Source organism: Clostridium pasteurianum BC1, assembly GCF_000389635.1.
GTDB lineage: Bacteria > Bacillota > Clostridia > Clostridiales > Clostridiaceae > Clostridium_I > Clostridium_I pasteurianum_A.
In genome coordinates this window covers 827,307-846,345 of record NC_021182.1, presented here as the reverse complement: position 1 = coordinate 846,345, position 19,039 = coordinate 827,307, and the positions used below count along the sequence as shown (strand labels likewise).

Below are 19,039 nucleotides of genomic sequence, written 5' to 3'. Positions count from 1 at the left end.
ATTAGAGATGACCCTTTTTAAGATATCGGCTTTTAAAAAGCCCTTTTTACAATAATAAAATTCAGCATATGAGTTAACATAGCTGAATAATTATTATACTTTAATATAAAGTTGCAACGATGCGAGCACACATTTCCCAAGAAAATTTTTCAATTCTCTCAAATCCTTTGTTTACTATGGCTTCGCGTAACTTTGAATCGCTATACACTTGTACAATTCCATTAGATATTGCTTCTATTACATGTGGGTTTATACTAAAGGCTGCGTCACCAACAACTTCTAATAGAGAATCTGCATTTGACACGATGCATGGAATTCCATAGGACATAGCCTCTAAAGGGGGTAATCCAAAGCCCTCATAAAAAGAAGGGTAAATAAATGTGTTTGCATTTTTATATAAGGATTTCAATTCATCATCGTTTATACCACCAGTAAAAGTCACCCTGTTTTCTATATTTAAATCTTTTACAAGTTTAAATATATCTTCATACATCCATCCGTTTTTACCAGCTACCACTAAATCACAATTGATTTTATCTTTTATTAAATTGAATGCCTTTATCAATCCATCTATATTTTTTCTTGGTGATATAGTACTCACCGTCAAAATATATGGTTTATTAGAAAACTTCAAAATATTATTTGATATATTTTTTAGTTCTATGGAATCTTTTGAGAAATTATTGAAGCCATTGTACACTACGCTGATTCTATTAGAATCAACATTATAATATTTTAATATTTCATCCTTAACAAAATTAGTTATAGTTATAATTTTATTTGCCTTTTTTATTGATAAATCTGTGATAAGATTCTTCCATAACGTTGTTTTTAATGTAAAAACATTTTTTAAACTCTTAAATGCCAGGTCATGAACTGTGATTACAACTTTATTTTTTGCAAATAAAGGAGCCATACTATCTGGATAATGTACTATAGCTTCCGGATACAACTCATTTATCAAATCAGGTAATTTAAATTGTTCATAATAATTTCTGCTTTTACTGTTATCTATGCCTTTAGCTATCACTAAATCTTCTTTCTCTGCAAACCTAAATAAATGTTTATCTTCTTCTCTAATTACAATTTTTAAATCAACTTTATTTAATTTATAAATATTTTTCGCCAATTCATAACTATATCTGCCAATACCACCGCTTAGAGAAGTTTGTAATGCGTTAAATACAATCTGCTTCATCATAATATCTTCCATTTACTAATTTTTTCAAACTCATGATATTTACTGCTTACAAAATCATGAATTTTATTTTTAAATATTTCTTCGCTGAATCCTTCTGCATGTTTTCTGATGGTTTGCTTATCAAAATTAATATGCTGAAATCTTTTAACTGCATCCTTTAAACTTTCCACTGTCTGTTCATTGAAAAAAACTCCCGTCTCATCTTTTACAACAGTCTCAAGTAATCCGCCTTTTTTTAAACCAATTACAGGTCGTCCACTAGCTTGAGCTTCTAAAGATGTTATACCGAAATCTTCTTCACCAGGAAATATAAATGCCCTACATTTTGAGTAATATTCTTTTACTACATTATCTGGCTGCCTGCCTAAAAATTTAATATTATCTTTGGCTATAGACTGTAAATTTTCCCTTTCCACTCCATCACCTACTACAACTAAAGGCAATCCTAGCTCATTAAATGCCCTTACAGCTAAATCAATTTTTTTGTATGGTACAAGTCTTGAAAGTATTAAGAAATAATCTTCATCAATATCACTTATATCAAATAAATTACACCTTACAGGAGGGTGTATAACTACACTTTCTCTTCTGTAATGCTTCCAAATTCTCAATGCTACATTTCTTGAATTTGCAATAAAATAATCTACTCTGCTTGAAGATACATTGTCCCATACTCTCATATAGTTGATAAAGTACTTGAGCATATTTCTCTTTATTTTTTTCATATTCCAATCCTGTGCATACTCATAATAAAATTCCCAGCCATACCTCATAGGAGTATGACAGTAACATACATGCATAGAATTTGGACTTGTTACTATTCCCTTGGCACAGGAAGAACTACTGCTCAGCACAATGTCATATTCGTTCAAGTCAAAACTTTCAAAGGCCATTGGCATATATGGTAATAAACTTTGATGTCCTTTTTTTAAATTTTTTTCACTTTGTAAAAACGATGTTCTTACATCAATATTTCTTAGTTCATCATCTAATTTTGTCGGATTATAAAGTGTGGTGTATATTGGGGAATCATTATATATTTTCTTAAAATTTATAAGGACTCTTTCTGCTCCACCCATATTTGTTAACCAATCATGTACTAAAGCTAATTTCACATTTTACAGCTCCAATCACATAAAATATTTTTTATAAGTTTTTAGTTCAATTCTCACTAATACATGACTTTATAATACAAGTTTACCATGGACATTTTCTGAACATTTTACAATTAAAAACCAGGTAAATACAAAACTTATTTTGTATTTACCTGGTTTCCTTAGGGCAATGTTAAATTGTTTTTCTTTCATATCAATGCAGTTACTAAATTTTAAGTAGAAAATAAGAATTCGTTTAATTTTAAAATTTTTTTATTCAAGCTAAATTTGTCTTTAATAGTAAAATTGGCATTAATACAAATTTTACTATATGTTTCTTGGTTTAAATTTTTAATTTTGGAAATTACATTATTAAAATCTTCATTGTCTTTAAACAGGTATCCATTAAATTGTTCTGTAATCATTTCTGGTATTCCATCAATTCTTCTACCTATAACGGGAGTACTGTAATTAAAAGCTTCAAGAACTACAGTGGGAAGGGGGTCCTCTTTACTTGGAACAAATAGAAAGTCTATTTTATCATAAAATTCTCTCATATTTTCTCTTTCTACTTTTCCTATTAATTCAATGTCCACATTTTCCTTCTTAATTTTATCCTTAACTTTATTTTCCATATTGCCTTCTGAAATATGATATGCCATTAGGCCCTTGTACCCTGATTTTTTAATAAAATCCACAAAGGTTAAAGGAGATTTTCTATCACTTAAAGCCCCCAAAAATCCAAATACTAATTTATCATTCATACGCCTTTCAATGAATTTTAAATCCTGTAATCCATTATAAATTAATATTATTTTATTTTCATTTATACCTATATTACAAAGAGAATTTTTAACTGCCATGGACACAGCAAAATATTTGTCCACATATTTGTCAAATTTTAATATTACTTTGCTTATAAAACTTTCTTCATTAACTATATCATGAACATACTGATAATATGTAGCTTCTGGAATTCTTTTTACCCATGCAGAATATATAATGTCTGTAGTATTATTACCCATAATCTTTTTAATATTAAATTTATTAATTGTATTATATATTACTTGTCTAGATAATATGTATCTTAATAATTTTTTAACTTTTCCAAACATTTTCTTGTTTGTTACCGCTCCTGATGGAGTCAAGTATTTAGAACTTATAACTCTGTTAATATTTAAATCTTCATAAAAATTAATAACTTTATTGTTATCAGAAGTGAGAATTATAAATTTATTTTTATTGGAATATTTTAAATAGTCCGCTAAGACATATTCGGCTCCACTTATAGTGCTGCTTCCAGATATTATCAAAATCATATTGTTACAATCCTCCAATAATTTATTAATATTAAGTTTCTAATATATCTTTACTCTATTATCCTCATTATTAAACAGGAAATAATCGATTATTCCAAAATATATCCATATATACAAGTAAAAAATTTCCGGTACTGAAATAAAAAGCACTGCTATAGTAACAAACATTATGGCGTATAATATTTTAGAAAATTCACTGCCGATTCTCTTTAATAAATATAATCTAGCTGATATATATATTATTAAAGGTATTCCTCCGCACAGTCCTACATCAGCTAAAATTGTGGATATTAAATCCTTTGATCTTACACTTCCAAATCCAATTCCCGTAATAAGATAATTTTTAAATACATTCATATGATACTGAAAATCATATTTTCTCATACTTCCTGATTCACCCTGTCCATTTAACTTTCCAGTTATATTTCCCAAAATATATATAAACTTGTCCTTAAATATTATAGTTAATACTAAAATTAATAATAATGTTGATGATACAATAATTATTTTTGTACGAGACAATTTTTTATTCTTTACAAACAGGCTTAAAAATATTTCAAAGCCAATAAATATAAATACTCCTACGAAAAATGAAGAACTGCCGTTTTCCAAATTAATAGCTATAGATAACATAATTAAAACTAAATCCAGTAAATTAAATTTATTAAAAAAATTAATGATAACTCCAATAAACAAAGGAGTCACAAATAGTGCCAAAATCGAAGCTTCCATTGTAACAGAAGAAATTCTTACTCCTAATGCCACGATTTGGTCATTACTGTGAAAATCATTTCTAAAGATATTGTTATATGCTTTTACTGGCATTATAAATTGAATAATACCTAATATCAGTATGACTGATAAAGTAATACGAATAATATTTAACACACTATTAGCCTTTAACCCTTTTATTTTAAAAAATGCCAGCACGGATAAATATGTTAAATATCCTAGTAATAAATATAAAAATTGTGTACTATTCTGAGATGAAAATGATATTGGAAGATACTTATCACTTGAAGGGGTTTTTACAATAGTACCTCCAGAAAAAATAAGTGGGTAAAATAATGAAAAAAAACATACAAATATAAATACAAATAATATTCTACTATGTAAATTTTGTATACTTAAATTTCTTCTTTTCAGTTCCACAAAAATTCTTATAATAAAAATTATTGCAACTACATGATATATTTGAAATGATTTTTCGCTGCCAGAAAATTTAAGTAAAGCTGTAGATGTAAACGCTGAGAAAAAGAACAATAAATAAAATAAATATTTTATATCACAAAAAATAAATACAATTAAAATAAGTGGTAATATTACAATTCCCGTTAATGTTATAGTCATAATTTACACCCAACTTTTTCAGAATTAATAATCATTAAAAATATATAAATATTCTTAATATGTAAGTGATTTTTTATATTTACTTTAAATAATTATTTTTACAATTTTAACTTATTATACTATCATATCTATTATATAACAAGTAATATTAACATAACATCTCATGTCATGGAATTTATATTTCATAGATAATCGGTATTATACTCCATTATAACTAAAAATTCTGTACAAATACTGAAATTGATGCTATGCTTAATATATATTTTTAGTTCATATTATACTCATCTAATAAAATCACAAATAAAATATTTACTAATATAAAAATTAGTCTTCACTAACTACTACCTGAGTAGATTACTCTTTCAAAATTTCAAAAATAATTACAATACTAATAATACTATATAATAAAGGAAGGGAAAAAATGAATATTCCTAAGAAGATTCATTATTGTTGGTTTGGTGAAAATCCCAAATCCCAATTAATGAAAAAGTGTATAACTAGTTGGAAAAAAAATACAGACTATGAAATTATAGAGTGGAATGAGAAAAATTTTGATGTTCACTGTCATCCCTTTGCCAGTGAAAGCTATAAATTAAAAAAATATGCGTTCTTATCTGATTTTGTCAGATTAAATGTCATCTATGAATATGGTGGTATTTATTTAGACACAGATGTTGAAATGAAAAAGAATTTTGATGAATTTTTAAATAATGATATGTTTTTAGGTTTTATGTTCGACTGTACTTTAGGTACAGCAATATTTGGTGCAAAACAGGGCAACGGAACAATAAAAAAGCTGCTTGCATTATATGATAACGATCCATATTCTGTAAATTTAAATAACAATGACCTATTTACTAGATTTTTTATGAAAGAGTTTTCAAGCTTTCAATTAAACAATAAATTACAGACTCTAAATGACGGAGCTAATGATATTATTGTCTATCCAAAGGAATATTTTGAGCGTCCTACTTATAATAGAAATATGGGTTATTCAGTTCATTATTACAACGGTTCCTGGTACAATAAAAAAGTAGGTAATTTTAGAAAGTTTATTAAATTTATAACAGGTGAAGTACTCTATGGAAAAATGTCTCATTATAAAGCTTTAGTAACATCACCCTTTTATAAAATATATTTAGAACAGAGAAAACAAAATAATTATAAACAAGAATAAATTCAGGTGGCGGTCTCACAATGCATAGATATGCATTGTGAGACCGCCTTTTTGCTCGTCCATAATCATATTTATATATGTAATTTATCTAATAATCTGGTGCATAACCTCTTTACCCATCATATTATATTACAAGAAAAGAGGAGGTAACCAAATATGATAAAAGGTTTAACTGAAAATTACCAAGTTAACCATACAAAACAAAATTTATCAGACGAAATCTCAGCAGATATATATAATTCAGATGAAAGTACACTTTCAATATCTTCATACCCAAGAATGACAGGTGAAACCGATGACAGAGGAAGATTTCTGAGATTATTAGCTGACTGCAAAACTCAAGGTAAAAAAGCTAAATTAGAAGCATTTAAAATCTATAAAATAACAAGTTATGACACTTCTAGCAATATTTCTTTAACAATAGACTTATCTTATATAAATTTAGATGGTAATTCAGCCACTTTGGATTTTACAGGTAATCCTGCACAAACCAGCATCTACGTAACCGCCACTAGGATACCACCCTATTTTAACAATCACATTGGTGAAATTAAAAATTTATTTATTGATGGTAAAAGCAGCGGCACTGTAAGAAATAATTCTACAGCTTTAAATATAGACAGCAGTGTAAATGGAAGCGGTGTAGCTCATATAAATCTTACGAAACTAAATATAAGAGGATTTTCCGCTGGTATTAGATACTGTAATCATGCTTATTTAATCAGACACACTTCTTTAGATATATTTGATTGTGATACTTGTATTATTATGCCATCAGGTTACACTGATTATGGAGAGGGTATATCCTTCTATGGATGTACATTTTATAATTCAGGTACAGCAGTAAACCTTCAAAATCCTTCAGGTGAATTCTATTTCTTTGGATGCTCTTTTGATTATAATTCTTTGCAATTTGATATTAATTCTTCTGCAGCAATGCTTTCACAGTGTCATATAGAAGGCTCCTGTAAAATGAAAGTATCAGGCAGCGGCGGTACACTTGAAATAAGTAATTCAAGACTTGTATTTCAAGATGTCTCTGCATATGCCCCTTTTAATGTGAGCACTAATTGTGAGGGAATTTATATAAAAGATTCTTATATTGATGGTGGACTTTTTAATAATACGGGTAAATATGATATAGTTACCGGCGGAGGAATTGTTAAAATAGAAGGTTCTAAGTCCTATAATATATATACTGGTTTCTTTACTAATTATTTGGATGAAAACAGTTTAAACTTCTCACCTAAACGCATAGATGCAGAAGTATTCAGTTATACAGATAATGAAATATACAATACTCTCAGTGCAAAAAATATTAGTGTTGCTAGAGATACTACTGTTTTTGAATCTGGTGCCTTTTCAACAAAGATTACAAAACAATTTGGTGCCTATTCCAGTTCCGGCTGCTATTTATTTGTGAAATTACAACCTAATACAAAGAGAGTTAGTTTCAGATTGAGATGGAAATCCAATATAAATATACCAACTAACACAATTGACTTTTACACTATGTGGGCAGATGCCCTTAGAGGTCAGAAAATAGTTACAACAACTACTGTTAATAAAACAGGGACAGGTGGCACTGATAATCACACCCATACCTATGGGCAGGATATTTATTTGACAGACTTTGCTAAGACTCAAGACCTAGGTCATTTAGGACAATGGATTTCAATAAACAGCAATTGGTCTACTTTAGCTCCAGGGGCTATTCAATCCATAAGACCAAGCTGGGCAAATTATTTTGTAATAGTGCTAAACTTAGCTATTCTGAACGGTCCGGGAAGTATTTATATAGATAGATTAGAAGTCTATGAGTTCTAATCTGCTTATGAAAATCAACTTTCCTATGAAATACTCTGCCAATTTAAAATGAAATTTATTTAGTGGGAGTTTGTTCTCTCACTAAATTTATCTGAATTATTCCTTATTAAAAAATCCTTTCATCCACAGCTTAATATCATCTTTTTATACATACCTTTTAAAGTATTCCTTGGCTCAATACCCAGTTCTTCATTAAATAATTCCCATAATAAATTATAATGCTGTATAAAAGAAATTCTATCCTCTGTTAATACATATACGTATAATAAATTTTCATGTAAGTCTTCTTCCAAAGGCGATATTTCCAGTCCCCTTTTTATAACCCTAATGGCATCATCATAATTGCTCTTTTTTATATAAAAATCTGATAGATTCTTTGATATTTTTATAAATTTTTGTAGATAAGTTTCTTGCAATTCAATAGCCCACAAATAATCATTTTCCTCTAAATAATTATTTGTGTATATGGAAAAGGCTCTTTCATATTGTTCAACATTATCATCTTTTATATCTATTTTATCATTAGTTAATGATTCAAACTCACCTACATCACTGTATATATCTTTTATATTCATAATATAAGTTTTATTAATAAACTTTATATCTACATCAATATTAGAATTACGCAAAGTTTTTTTCATTTTATAAATAGTGGTATGCAAATTTATATCTATTTTATCCTGATTACCTTCCGGCCAAAGTACTTCACAAAGTTTCCATTTACTTATAGGCATACCTCTATTTTGAAAGAAATAGGCCATTAACTCCTTTGACTTAGATGTTCTCCATTTTATAGGTTGTCCACTTGAACTGCTGTATACTTCAAAGCATCCAAAGCATTGTATTTTGGCTTGCGATTTAATTTTTTGTTCCATTGGTAAATCTCTACATACTTTCATTAGCCTTTTAACGGTTTTATTCACATCTTTAGGTAAAATAGGCTTTAATAAATAAGCTACGGCATTAACGTTAAAAGCCTGTAATGCGTATTGATCATATGCAGTTACAAAAACTATTTCAATATCATAATCCATTAGGGCTATATTACTAGCCAATTCAATACCAGACATTTCAGGCATTTCTACATCAAGGAAAATCACATCCGGTTTTAATTTTTCTATCTCATTGAGTGCCTTTATTGGATTTTGAAAGGTGTCAACAACCATTATTTGCCCAGTCTTCTCCAAAAACATTTTTAAGATATTAATAGAAGGCTTTTCATTATCTACAATTACTGCTTTTAACATAGGTCTTCTCCTCTCGTAGTTCATATTGCCTAACAACATTTGTTTTTCAATATGTAAAATAAATACATTTGTTTTTATTTTTTTTGTATTATATTTAAATTTATATTTTGATAGATTAAATCCTATAAATAGGTTATTATGTAATAAATTCTTTACATAAAATATACCAATTTGTTCTGTACATTTTCTGAACATTATTATACAATATTGCATTTATTTGAAATTAATGTAATTTATTATATATATTACATTAATTTACAATTTATTTATATTATACCACAATACATTACGGGATACTATCTTATATGTAATATATATATGACATATATATTACGGCATACTATCTTATATTACATATTGTCTTTTAATAGGTATTTAGGGGGTATTTAATTCATGAAAAAAATACTTATAATTTGTACCAGTATTATATTTGCTCTTATCCTAATTTTTCTCTTTCAATATGATCAAAATAAAAATCTACCCAAAATAGATAATGGAGTAATTGATATTTCAAATTGGAATCCCTACACAGAAAATTCCATAGTACTATCTGGCAAATGGGATTTTTATTGGAAAAAGCTTATTTCTGACGATAAAGATTATTCTAAAGATGCCCCCGCATCAATACCTGCTTATTGGAATGGAATAGTAATTCATGGAAATTCTCTTCCGGGATATGGTTTCGCAACATACCGCTTAAAAGTTAAGGCAAAACAAGGTGAAAAATTGTATTTAAAGATAAATTCTCAATCTACTGCCTATAGATTAATTATTTCAGGAAAGGAAATAGCTCATAATGGTATTGTCTCATCTAATTCTAATACTGGTGCAGCAGAATATCTTCCTCTGGTCACTTATTTTACAGCTCCTTCTGATGAATTTTATATTAATTTTCAGGTTTCAAATTATGCTACCTGGCGTGGAGGTTTTAAATCACCAATTATAATGGGTTCAGAAGAAAAAATTAGGATTATTAATAATTGGAATACATTTTTTCTCGATTTATTATCTGGATGTACATTTATTTTATTTTGCTTTTTTCTTATAATCTTTTTCACAGAAAATAGGAATGTAAGTTTTTTATATTTTTCCCTATGTGGACTTGATATTCTTTTATCAAGATTCTTTTCATATAACTATGTTGCTAGAAATTATTTTCCCCATATTAGTTTCCATCTTTCCCTTACCATTGGAGTGATTATATATTATTGGATTAGCGTAACTTTTCTTCTATACATAAACAGTATTTTTTCAAAGAAAATTACTCAAATAGCAACCCATATTGCAGTAATTATTGCTTTAAGTCTTTCATTACTAACTTTAATACTTCCTACAAATATTTTTTCTGCTTTACAGGACTACTTTAGTTGGCTGCATATTATATATTTAAGTTTTATTATTTTTACTTTAGTTAAAGAATTCAAAGATGGCAATAAAGATGTGTTACCAATGTTAATAGCTACTTCTTTAATTTTCACAACAGTTGCCAATGACATTTTATATTCATATAATCTTTTTAGAATTGTAGATATGCCCTTAGCTCCTTTTGGAGTTTTTGCACTTATGATCAGTATTGTTTTTGTTTTTGCAAAGCAATATATCAGAAATTATAATAAAAATAAAGAACTTTTAGATCAGATAATCTATATTAATGCTGTGAAAGATGAATTCCTTGTAAATGTTTCAAAAGAACTCAGAACACCAGTTAACAGCATTATAGTGTCTACGGAGAAATTTAAAGCTTCAACTTATAAACACATTGAATCCCCAGAACTTAAGGCTATAGAGCAGATTCATTCAAGCGGCTTAAGAGTACTTGATATGCTGAATAATATTATGATCTATTCAAAACTTCAGTATGATGAACTGAAATTTAATAAAGAAATCTTTTCAATTTCCATACTTCTTAAAGGTATAATAAGCGAATATTCTTACTTAATAGGCAATGATATTTCCTATATTCCATCAGAAAATTCTGAGAAGACTCCTCTGGTATATGCTGATAGATACTGGATTTCCAGGGTTCTTTACAACCTTTTTAATATATGCCTTAAACACACTGAGAACAGAAATAATATTTTAGTGAAAACTAAGATTGAACATAAAAAGGTATATATTCATATCTATTCTTCAGGAATGCCTTTAGAAACTATAGAGCTTATTCAAGGACATTTTATGGATGATGAAAAACATTCCACTATACCTGACAATTTAGGTGTCAGTATATATATAATTAAATATATTATTAAAAATCACAACAATATTATTAGTATAAAGCCTACATATTCAGGATATAAATTTACTTTTACATTAGATATATCTGATGAGAAGTTATTCAATGGAAATAATGATCCTAGTTTTGAAGATTTGGGTAAAAATAATATCATTACTCCTTGGATCACTTTTAAAACAGATGGTGCTAATAAAACTGCTGTAATTATAGCTAACGATGTTCCCAATATTAAAGCTATATCTGGAGCTTTAAATCAAATTGACTTTTCAGTTAATGGCTTTATAATAGGCAAAAATGCACTTAAGTATATAGAAAATGAAAAGGATATTGATGTTGCCATTATGGAAGCCGCAATACCTGATATTTCTGGTTTTGAAATATGCAGTCGTCTTCGTAAAAAATACACCAAATTGGAACTGCCAGTAATTATAATAACTTCCAGAGTTGAATCAGAAAGCGTAATACAAAGTTTTGAAGCTGGTGCCAATGACTGTGTCTTTGAGCCCTATGATATTGTAGAACTAAGAGCTCGAATAGATACACTTTGTTCTTTGAAAAAGGCAATTAGTACATCCATAGAAAATGAAATGGCTTTTCTCCGGGCACAAATTAAGCCTCATTTTCTCTTTAATGTATTAAACACTATCACTTGCTATTGCTATACTGATCCTTCTGCTTCTATCGAACTTATAGAAAAATTATCTATGTATTTACGCTATAGCTTTGATTTTGATATTGAAAAAAAAGAATGTTTACTGTGTGATGAAGTTGAATTTACACGTAATTATCTGGACATTGAAAAAGCTAGATTTGGTGAACTAATATATTATGAATTTAATATTGAAAATTCCGATAACATCTATGTTCCTCCATTTATTGTACAACCTCTTGTAGAAAATTCATTAAAGCATGGTATACTAAAAAAACCTAATGGAGGAAAAGTTTTAATTTGTGGTAAACAAAATAATGGTAATTATATTTTAACCGTTGAAGATAACGGCATAGGTATGAGTGAAGATAAACTCAAAGGAGTACTTTTAGGGGAACTAGCGGATGGAACTGGTATAGGCCTTAAAAATATAAGGAAGCGGCTTAAACACATATATAATACTGATTTATTAATTGAGAGTACTCTAAATAAGGGAACAAAAGTAACAATAACTTTAAAGATATAGTGTTTGAATAAATATTCGAAATAATGTTGAATAATTTTAAGGTAAGTCGAAGAATTTTTATGTATTTATTGACACTTTTTTTGTAAAAATATTATATATATATTATTCTAATAAGGCGTATTAGATGTTGTTCCATTTGATGGAACATTATTCATTAAAAGTATATAATATAATTTAATGGATCTTATATAAAATAAACTTTGGAGGAAAGCAATGAAAAAGAAAATTTTTGTTCCTGTTACAATAGTACTTGTAATCATTGCTATTATTGCCGGAAGTGGCTATTTAGCTATTAACAGCAAACTATCAAAAATTAAAATTACAAAGATATCAAAAAATCCTTCAGATCTTAGTATAAATACGAAAAGATTTAATACTGCTAATGATATTAGTAAAAATTATACTAATATCTTGCTTATGGGTTCAGACAGTCGTGATCCTGAGACTGATCCAGGTCTTGTAGATTCTATAATGATTCTAACGTTGGATAAGGCTCACAACAAGATAAAAATCACATCTCTTATGAGGGACATGCTTATTGATAACATTCAAGGTGAAGGAGCTACTGCAGGTACAACTCAGGATAGAATAAATGTTATTTATAAGCAAGGCGGCGGTCAATACTCCATAAAAGCCATAAACAGTAATTTTGATATGGATATTAAGGACTACATAAAAGTAGACTTTACCCATTTCGATAAAATTGTGGATGCTGTTGGTGGTATAGACATGGATGTATCTGCCGATGAAGTGGAAGTTGCCAATGGGTATATAAGAGAAGCGGCAAAACTTGAAGGAACAACTCCACCACTCTTGACCCAAGGCGGAATGCAGCATCTAAATGGTATACAAGCTTTAGGCTATTCCAGAATAAGATATGTAGGAAGAACTGATTTCCAGAGAACAGAAAGACAGAGAGCTGTTTTGACTCAGGTGTTCAGAAAACTATATTCATTGAATATTGCTGATGCTACCGCTGCACTTGATACTATTTTCCCTGATGTGGAAACTTCACTATCAAAGACAGATATTCTTTCAGATGTCTCTTATATAGTCACTAATAAAATTAGAACTATTGAACAGTTCAGGCTTCCAGAGGACAAACCTGGCTATAATTACACTAAGATGATTAATGACACCTATTTCTTAGGATGGGACAAGACTCTCAATGTGGCTGATCTTCATCAGTTTATATTTGAGGGTGATTTGAAGTAATATTCAATATAATTTAAAATCTAGTTATATCTATGAAGCTAATAACCATTATAATTCACCTATACTAACATATAGTTGCTAATAACAGTATATATTCTACAAAAGCTAACTATATCAAACTTAGGAGTGTGATTATAATGGCTATTTTTCTTTTTTAATCAAAGTACTCGATCTATCCTATGTTAAAGTTCAACTATTGAAGAAAGACAGTTATTTTATAGTTTCTTAATTCAAATACATTCCATGCTATAGTTCAACTCAATTCCACCTAGTCAGATGAAGTATCACAAAGCTAGATAAATCAACGTTTACAGGTATATTTTTGTAAGGGATAATTGATCGAGTATAAGTTAATAGTAAAAATATTAAGCAAGAACTTATCAATATATATTAAAAGCTCTTGCTTAACACTTATTTACCTACAACTTTAAGATTATTTTTTCTAAATGCTTTTTCTGATAATATAAAGGATTTTATAAAATTTTGTAGAAATTAAAATATGAGGTTAATTCTACGGATATAGTAATGTCAATAAATCATCTAATTAAAACATAATTTTAGGAGGTATTATTATGGCTATTTTAGTTTGTGGTGGAGCCGGATATATAGGCAGCCATATGGTAGCACATCTATTAGAAAATAACAAAGAGGTTATCATAGCTGATAATCTTCAAAAGGGTCATAGAGATTCTATTTTAGGTGGAAAGCTCTATGTTGGAGATTTGAGAGATACAGAATTTCTTGACAAAGTTTTTTCTGAAAATGAAATTGAAGCAGTTATAGATTTCGCAGCAGACTCCTTGGTAGGAGAAAGCGTTGAAAACCCATTAAAATATTTTAACAACAATGTTGGCTCAACAATCAATCTTTTACAGGTTATGCAAAAACACAATGTAAAATATATTGTATTTTCCTCTACCGCTGCAACTTATGGGGAACCAGAAAGTGTTCCAATACAGGAAAACGATAAGACCTTCCCTACTAATCCATACGGAGAGTCCAAGCTGGCAGTAGAAAAAATATTGAAATGGTGTGATAAAGCTTATGGCATAAAATACACTGCTCTAAGATATTTTAATGCTGCTGGTGCACATGTAAATGGAAAAATAGGAGAGGATCACAGACCGGAAAGTCATCTTATACCATTAATTTTACAGGTAGCTCTTAATAAGAGAGAAAAGATAATGATATTCGGTGATGATTACAATACTGCTGACGGGTCCTGCGTAAGAGATTATATACATGTATCTGACCTGGCTGCAGCTCACCTTCTGGCATTAAAAAGACTTGAAAATGGTGGAGACAGCAGAATCTACAACCTTGGAAACGGAAAGGGGTTCTCTGTTAAAGAGGTAATTGATGTTACTAGAAAAGTTACTGGATTAGATATTAAAGCAGAAATAGCACCTAGACGTGCTGGCGACCCTGCCACTCTTATAGCTTCCTCTGAAAAAGCCATTGAAGAATTAGGTTGGAATCCTAAATATAATTCATTGGAGACAATAATCGAGACAGCCTGGAACTGGCATAAAAATCATGTAAATGGTTATGAAAAATAATTAGTAGATACGCCAAAGGATAATATGACTAACTAATTAAATATTAAAATTCAAAGGATTTAGATTAATTTCTAAGTCCTTTTTTATATACTTAGAAATTAAGTTTTACTATATAACATAAATTCAGCATAATAATTTTGACACTTAAATTAGAGTATTACAATAATATAAATTACAGCGATATATATTAGGGTGATTTAATATGTATATAATAATTTTTATTTTATGTTTAGTTTTCTCTTATGGAACAGCAGTTGTATTAGACAAAACTTCAAATGAAGAAGAAAATAAAAAGGAAAAAGAAAGTGTTAAAGGAAAAGAGCTTTGAGAAATCAAGGCTCTTTTTTAATCCACAGTTAATACTTCCTCTAATTTCAATGCATTAATCATATTATCAAAAATGGTTTCTACTTTTTCTGGAGTATCATATCCCACTTCTTCCACGAATTTTAATATAGTTTTTGAAAATGGTACAAGTCCATTATAATTTTTATTTATCCATTTATTGAATTCTACTTCTTCATCATTAATATTAGCTATATGCAGCTAATTCTCATTTTTAAGTTTACCTTTTTTACCTTTTGTTACTATGTAAAGTAACATATTTATATCTCTTCTCCTAACAGACAAAGCTGCCCATATTAAAAATAATAAAACTTCACTAGCATATTTTAATAATATATTATTAATAGATAAATCAAAAATAACACTTAAAACTATAATTCCAATAGAAGTAAAAATCAATTTATAATTGTATTTACTAAACTTAAAATTCAATTCCTTTTTCATTACAAAATAATTGAAAATAATTTCTACTAAATTCATTAATATGTATCCTATAACTACACTATATAATCCTAATTTGTCTATGAAGAAATATGTACTGGTAGTAATAATGATAAAATCCAAGGTATTTAGTATTGCAAGTTTTCCCAGTTTAGGAATAGTCCATAATGGTGTTCCTATTACCTAGGCTATACATTTTAAAATATCACCTAAGACAAACAATGGCAAAATATTTGCTGCTTCTAAAAACTTATTAGAATAAAAAAGTATGATTACTATTTTCCCAAAGATAATTATACATAACATAATAGGCATTGCTATCAATAATATAATTTTTAATGTAGAATTTAATACATCATTCATTTCTTTTTTAGTTTTTAATGAACATAGAGTTGGAATGAGATATACTCCTAAAGATGACAATACTAATCCTAAATATTGATTTATTAAAGACCAGTCTGCCTGGAATATTCCAGCACTATCCATGCCCATTTTACTTATTATTATTTTTCTTATAAGTAAAATGTACATATTACTTATAAACATTGTATAAAGTGCTATAATACTATACTTTATCAATATCTTTAATAAAGATAAATCATAAAATCCTCTTATTCCCTTAATAATTCTATCATCATTACTTCTTCCCAAATACCAATAAACTAAACTTGTAATAACTGCTGTTACAAATATTGATATTATAGCTCCCTCTAAGCCATAGAAATAGGTTAAGACTACACTTATTGTCAAAGTTATTATAGATGAAAAAATATTAGCTAGTCCAAGTATTTTAATTTTCTTGAATCCATTTATCAGGGCTATATTTATCTGATTAAAAGTTAAAAATGGTATGGAGAACATAGCAATGTAAATATATTTTTTGTCAAAGGAACCTATATTTAATATACCTATACTTTTATTAAATATTATTGTAGATAAGGTTATGATTATGGATAAAATAATAGTTGTAAAGTAAGAAGTAACTATTATACTCTTAATCTTCTTTTTATCCTCTATATTTTAATTGATTTCCTTTATAATTGCCTGATTCATACCCAAAGAAGAGATTGGAAGAATAGTTGTTATTATGTTATTGATAATTGTATTGGTTCCTCGTAAAAATTTAAATCTTTCATAGGCTGTCAATATTGCATTAAATGTAGCTCCTGGAATCTGTAGAATAATATTAATTAAGGCAACAAAAAAGCCATTCTGAATAAATACATCTGATTATTTGTTAAATTAGGAAATATAATATTGCTAGCAAATAATAAAGCCCCTATTATACCAAAAGGAATGTTTCTTTGCTTTATATCTTGAAAATTGAGGCTTCCGCCTTTATTTTAATGTGCGAAAGTTGAGTGTATAATAAAGAGTTAATTATATCCCCATATTATTTATTCGAATCAGTGTTAAATAATTTTGGGGCCAATCAATAAAATATGCCTAATAATTTCTATATTTAATACCAAAAAATTGCATTGTACTTTTTTATATGGTAAAATTAAGTACAAGATTCATAAATATATATATAATTAGGGGAGGGTTTAATCATGAAATTTAGTAAAAGATTATTGACTGCTGTAGTAGCTGCTTCATTAGTTATTGGTACAAGCGTGACTGCTTTTGGTGCAACTAAAGATAATGTTATCACTGCATTACAAAATGCTAGGGTAGCTCAACCTTACATTTCTCAAGCACGAGTATATTTAAATCAACACGATGTTAGTGCATCACAATTAGATGTAGTTGTAGCTAATATCAATGCTGCTGCACCAAAATTACAGGCTGTAAATGGTGATGTATCTAAACTATCTGCTGCTGATAAAAAGACTGTGCAAGCTAATATCACAGCTGCTGCTAACGCTATTGGATTAACAGTTTCCTTTATAGGAAATCAAACAGCTGTATTAAAAGATGCTGCTGGAAATGTAATTTTCACTGGTACAGGAAATCCAGTTCATCCAACTAATGCCAATTCAACTTCACAACCAGTTGGCAATACTCTAGCTAAGACAGCTACTAACTATGAAAATTTTGCTGCTTTAGGTGCATTCTTAATAGCAACAGCAGCTGCTGGTTCTGTAGTAGTTGCAAAAAAAAGACAGCTTGCTTAATAATAAAAATTTAACTTAAGGGGAGTTTAATATGTCAAAGCATAGTTCATTAAATGATACAAGCTTTACTAATAAAACTTCCATCAAAAGAAAGAAAGGAATTCTGTTTGGAATTCCTATCTTTCTTTTCTTATGTGGTGTTGCGTTAATCAGCTATGCTGGTTTTGGATTGATAAAAGAGGCTTATTTTTGGGGAAGTATTTTCACAAATAAACCTGCTGTTAAAGTCAGCTATAGCAAATTTACTGTTAGTAATAGACAAATACAATACCCTGAGATTGGAAGCGATATTGGAACAATAATAATCCCATCCATTTCTGCTAACATACCTGTTATTCAAGGGGCTAGCGATAGTGATTTATCAAAAGGCGTGGGACATCATATAGACACAGCCCTCCCAGGTGAAAATGGCAATGTGGTATTAGCCGGCCACAGAGATACTTCTCTTGTGAAATTAGGTGATGTAAAAGTTGGTAATATAATAACTATTAATACTTATTATGGCACCTATAATTATAAAGTATCCGGATTTAGAATTGTAAATTCAGATGATAAGACTGTAGTAGTTCCTTCTGATAAAGAAAAATTAACAATATATACTTGTTATCCTTTTAATTTTATTGGCAGTGCACCAAAAAGGTACGTTGTATCAGCAGATTTTGTTGATGGCAGTTTAAACAAAGATTTAAAAGTGGAAGGCGGGAAATAAATATATGAGAACAATTAAATTCATTTTTTC

The 19,039-nt window shown here is 28.6% G+C and carries 16 protein-coding genes; 8 read left to right on the top strand and 8 right to left on the bottom strand.

The window, feature by feature from the left end; genetic code table 11:
• Positions 1-100: 100 nt before the first annotated feature.
• The 5 genes from CLOPA_RS03970 to CLOPA_RS03955 form a co-directional block, all read right to left on the bottom strand.
• On the bottom strand, positions 101-1,201 hold the full coding sequence (locus tag CLOPA_RS03970) for a glycosyltransferase family 4 protein (RefSeq protein WP_015614187.1): 1,101 nt from the start codon (positions 1,199-1,201) through the stop codon (positions 101-103).
• Complete coding sequence (locus tag CLOPA_RS03965; protein ID WP_015614186.1) at positions 1,198-2,316, bottom strand: glycosyltransferase; 1,119 nt, start codon at positions 2,314-2,316, stop codon at positions 1,198-1,200. The genes CLOPA_RS03970 and CLOPA_RS03965 overlap by 4 nt, the downstream gene beginning before the upstream one ends.
• A gap of 69 nt (positions 2,317-2,385) precedes the next feature.
• On the bottom strand, positions 2,386-2,508 hold the full coding sequence (locus CLOPA_RS26390; protein WP_278246030.1) for a hypothetical protein: 123 nt from the start codon (positions 2,506-2,508) through the stop codon (positions 2,386-2,388).
• A gap of 20 nt (positions 2,509-2,528) precedes the next feature.
• Entirely contained in the window at positions 2,529-3,614 is a 1,086-nt protein-coding gene (locus tag CLOPA_RS03960; RefSeq protein WP_015614185.1) for a glycosyltransferase family 4 protein, read from the bottom strand.
• Between the two features lie 39 nt (positions 3,615-3,653).
• Positions 3,654-4,964: a hypothetical protein gene (locus CLOPA_RS03955; RefSeq protein ID WP_015614184.1), complete on the bottom strand. Its 1,311-nt coding sequence runs from the start codon at positions 4,962-4,964 to the stop codon at positions 3,654-3,656.
• A gap of 367 nt (positions 4,965-5,331) precedes the next feature.
• Here CLOPA_RS03955 and CLOPA_RS03950 point away from each other — a divergent pair, with 367 nt between their 5' ends.
• Positions 5,332-6,141 carry a glycosyltransferase family 32 protein gene (locus CLOPA_RS03950; protein WP_347460070.1) on the top strand — a complete coding sequence of 270 codons (810 nt, stop codon included), beginning with the start codon at positions 5,332-5,334 and terminating at the stop codon, positions 6,139-6,141.
• Positions 6,142-6,297: 156 nt separating this feature from the next.
• Complete coding sequence (locus tag CLOPA_RS03945) at positions 6,298-7,968, top strand: hypothetical protein (RefSeq protein ID WP_015614182.1); 1,671 nt, start codon at positions 6,298-6,300, stop codon at positions 7,966-7,968.
• A gap of 119 nt (positions 7,969-8,087) precedes the next feature.
• Here CLOPA_RS03945 and CLOPA_RS03940 read toward each other — a convergent pair whose 3' ends face one another.
• Complete coding sequence (locus CLOPA_RS03940; RefSeq protein WP_041710773.1) at positions 8,088-9,215, bottom strand: response regulator; 1,128 nt, start codon at positions 9,213-9,215, stop codon at positions 8,088-8,090.
• 393 nt (positions 9,216-9,608) lie between these two features.
• On the opposite strand from CLOPA_RS03940, the gene CLOPA_RS03935 reads away from it, so the two are divergent.
• The 4 genes from CLOPA_RS03935 (at position 9,609) to CLOPA_RS26385 (ending at position 15,725) form a co-directional block, all read left to right on the top strand.
• Positions 9,609-12,623 (top strand): histidine kinase, encoded by a 3,015-nt coding sequence (locus CLOPA_RS03935; protein WP_015614180.1) that lies wholly within the window; start codon positions 9,609-9,611, stop codon positions 12,621-12,623.
• A 213-nt stretch (positions 12,624-12,836) separates the two neighbouring features.
• Positions 12,837-13,838 carry an LCP family protein gene (locus CLOPA_RS03930; RefSeq protein ID WP_015614179.1) on the top strand — a complete coding sequence of 334 codons (1,002 nt, stop codon included), beginning with the start codon at positions 12,837-12,839 and terminating at the stop codon, positions 13,836-13,838.
• 572 nt (positions 13,839-14,410) lie between these two features.
• Positions 14,411-15,397: a UDP-glucose 4-epimerase GalE gene (gene galE / locus CLOPA_RS03925; protein ID WP_015614178.1), complete on the top strand. Its 987-nt coding sequence runs from the start codon at positions 14,411-14,413 to the stop codon at positions 15,395-15,397.
• A 202-nt stretch (positions 15,398-15,599) separates the two neighbouring features.
• Positions 15,600-15,725: a hypothetical protein gene (locus tag CLOPA_RS26385; protein WP_015614177.1), complete on the top strand. Its 126-nt coding sequence runs from the start codon at positions 15,600-15,602 to the stop codon at positions 15,723-15,725.
• A gap of 218 nt (positions 15,726-15,943) precedes the next feature.
• Here the strand turns inward: CLOPA_RS26385 and CLOPA_RS25845 are convergent, their stop codons facing one another.
• Together CLOPA_RS25845 and CLOPA_RS25840 are read right to left on the bottom strand one after the other, a co-directional pair.
• Positions 15,944-16,222, bottom strand: coding sequence for a hypothetical protein (locus tag CLOPA_RS25845; protein ID WP_015614176.1), 279 nt, complete (start codon positions 16,220-16,222; stop codon positions 15,944-15,946).
• A 144-nt stretch (positions 16,223-16,366) separates the two neighbouring features.
• Positions 16,367-17,170 carry an oligosaccharide flippase family protein gene (locus tag CLOPA_RS25840; protein ID WP_278246046.1) on the bottom strand — a complete coding sequence of 268 codons (804 nt, stop codon included), beginning with the start codon at positions 17,168-17,170 and terminating at the stop codon, positions 16,367-16,369.
• Between the two features lie 566 nt (positions 17,171-17,736).
• On the opposite strand from CLOPA_RS25840, the gene CLOPA_RS03915 reads away from it, so the two are divergent.
• Together CLOPA_RS03915 and CLOPA_RS03910 are read left to right on the top strand one after the other, a co-directional pair.
• Positions 17,737-18,300 carry a hypothetical protein gene (locus tag CLOPA_RS03915; RefSeq protein WP_015614175.1) on the top strand — a complete coding sequence of 188 codons (564 nt, stop codon included), beginning with the start codon at positions 17,737-17,739 and terminating at the stop codon, positions 18,298-18,300.
• Positions 18,301-18,331: 31 nt separating this feature from the next.
• Complete coding sequence (locus tag CLOPA_RS03910; RefSeq protein ID WP_015614174.1) at positions 18,332-19,009, top strand: class D sortase; 678 nt, start codon at positions 18,332-18,334, stop codon at positions 19,007-19,009.
• Positions 19,010-19,039: the final 30 nt, after the last annotated feature.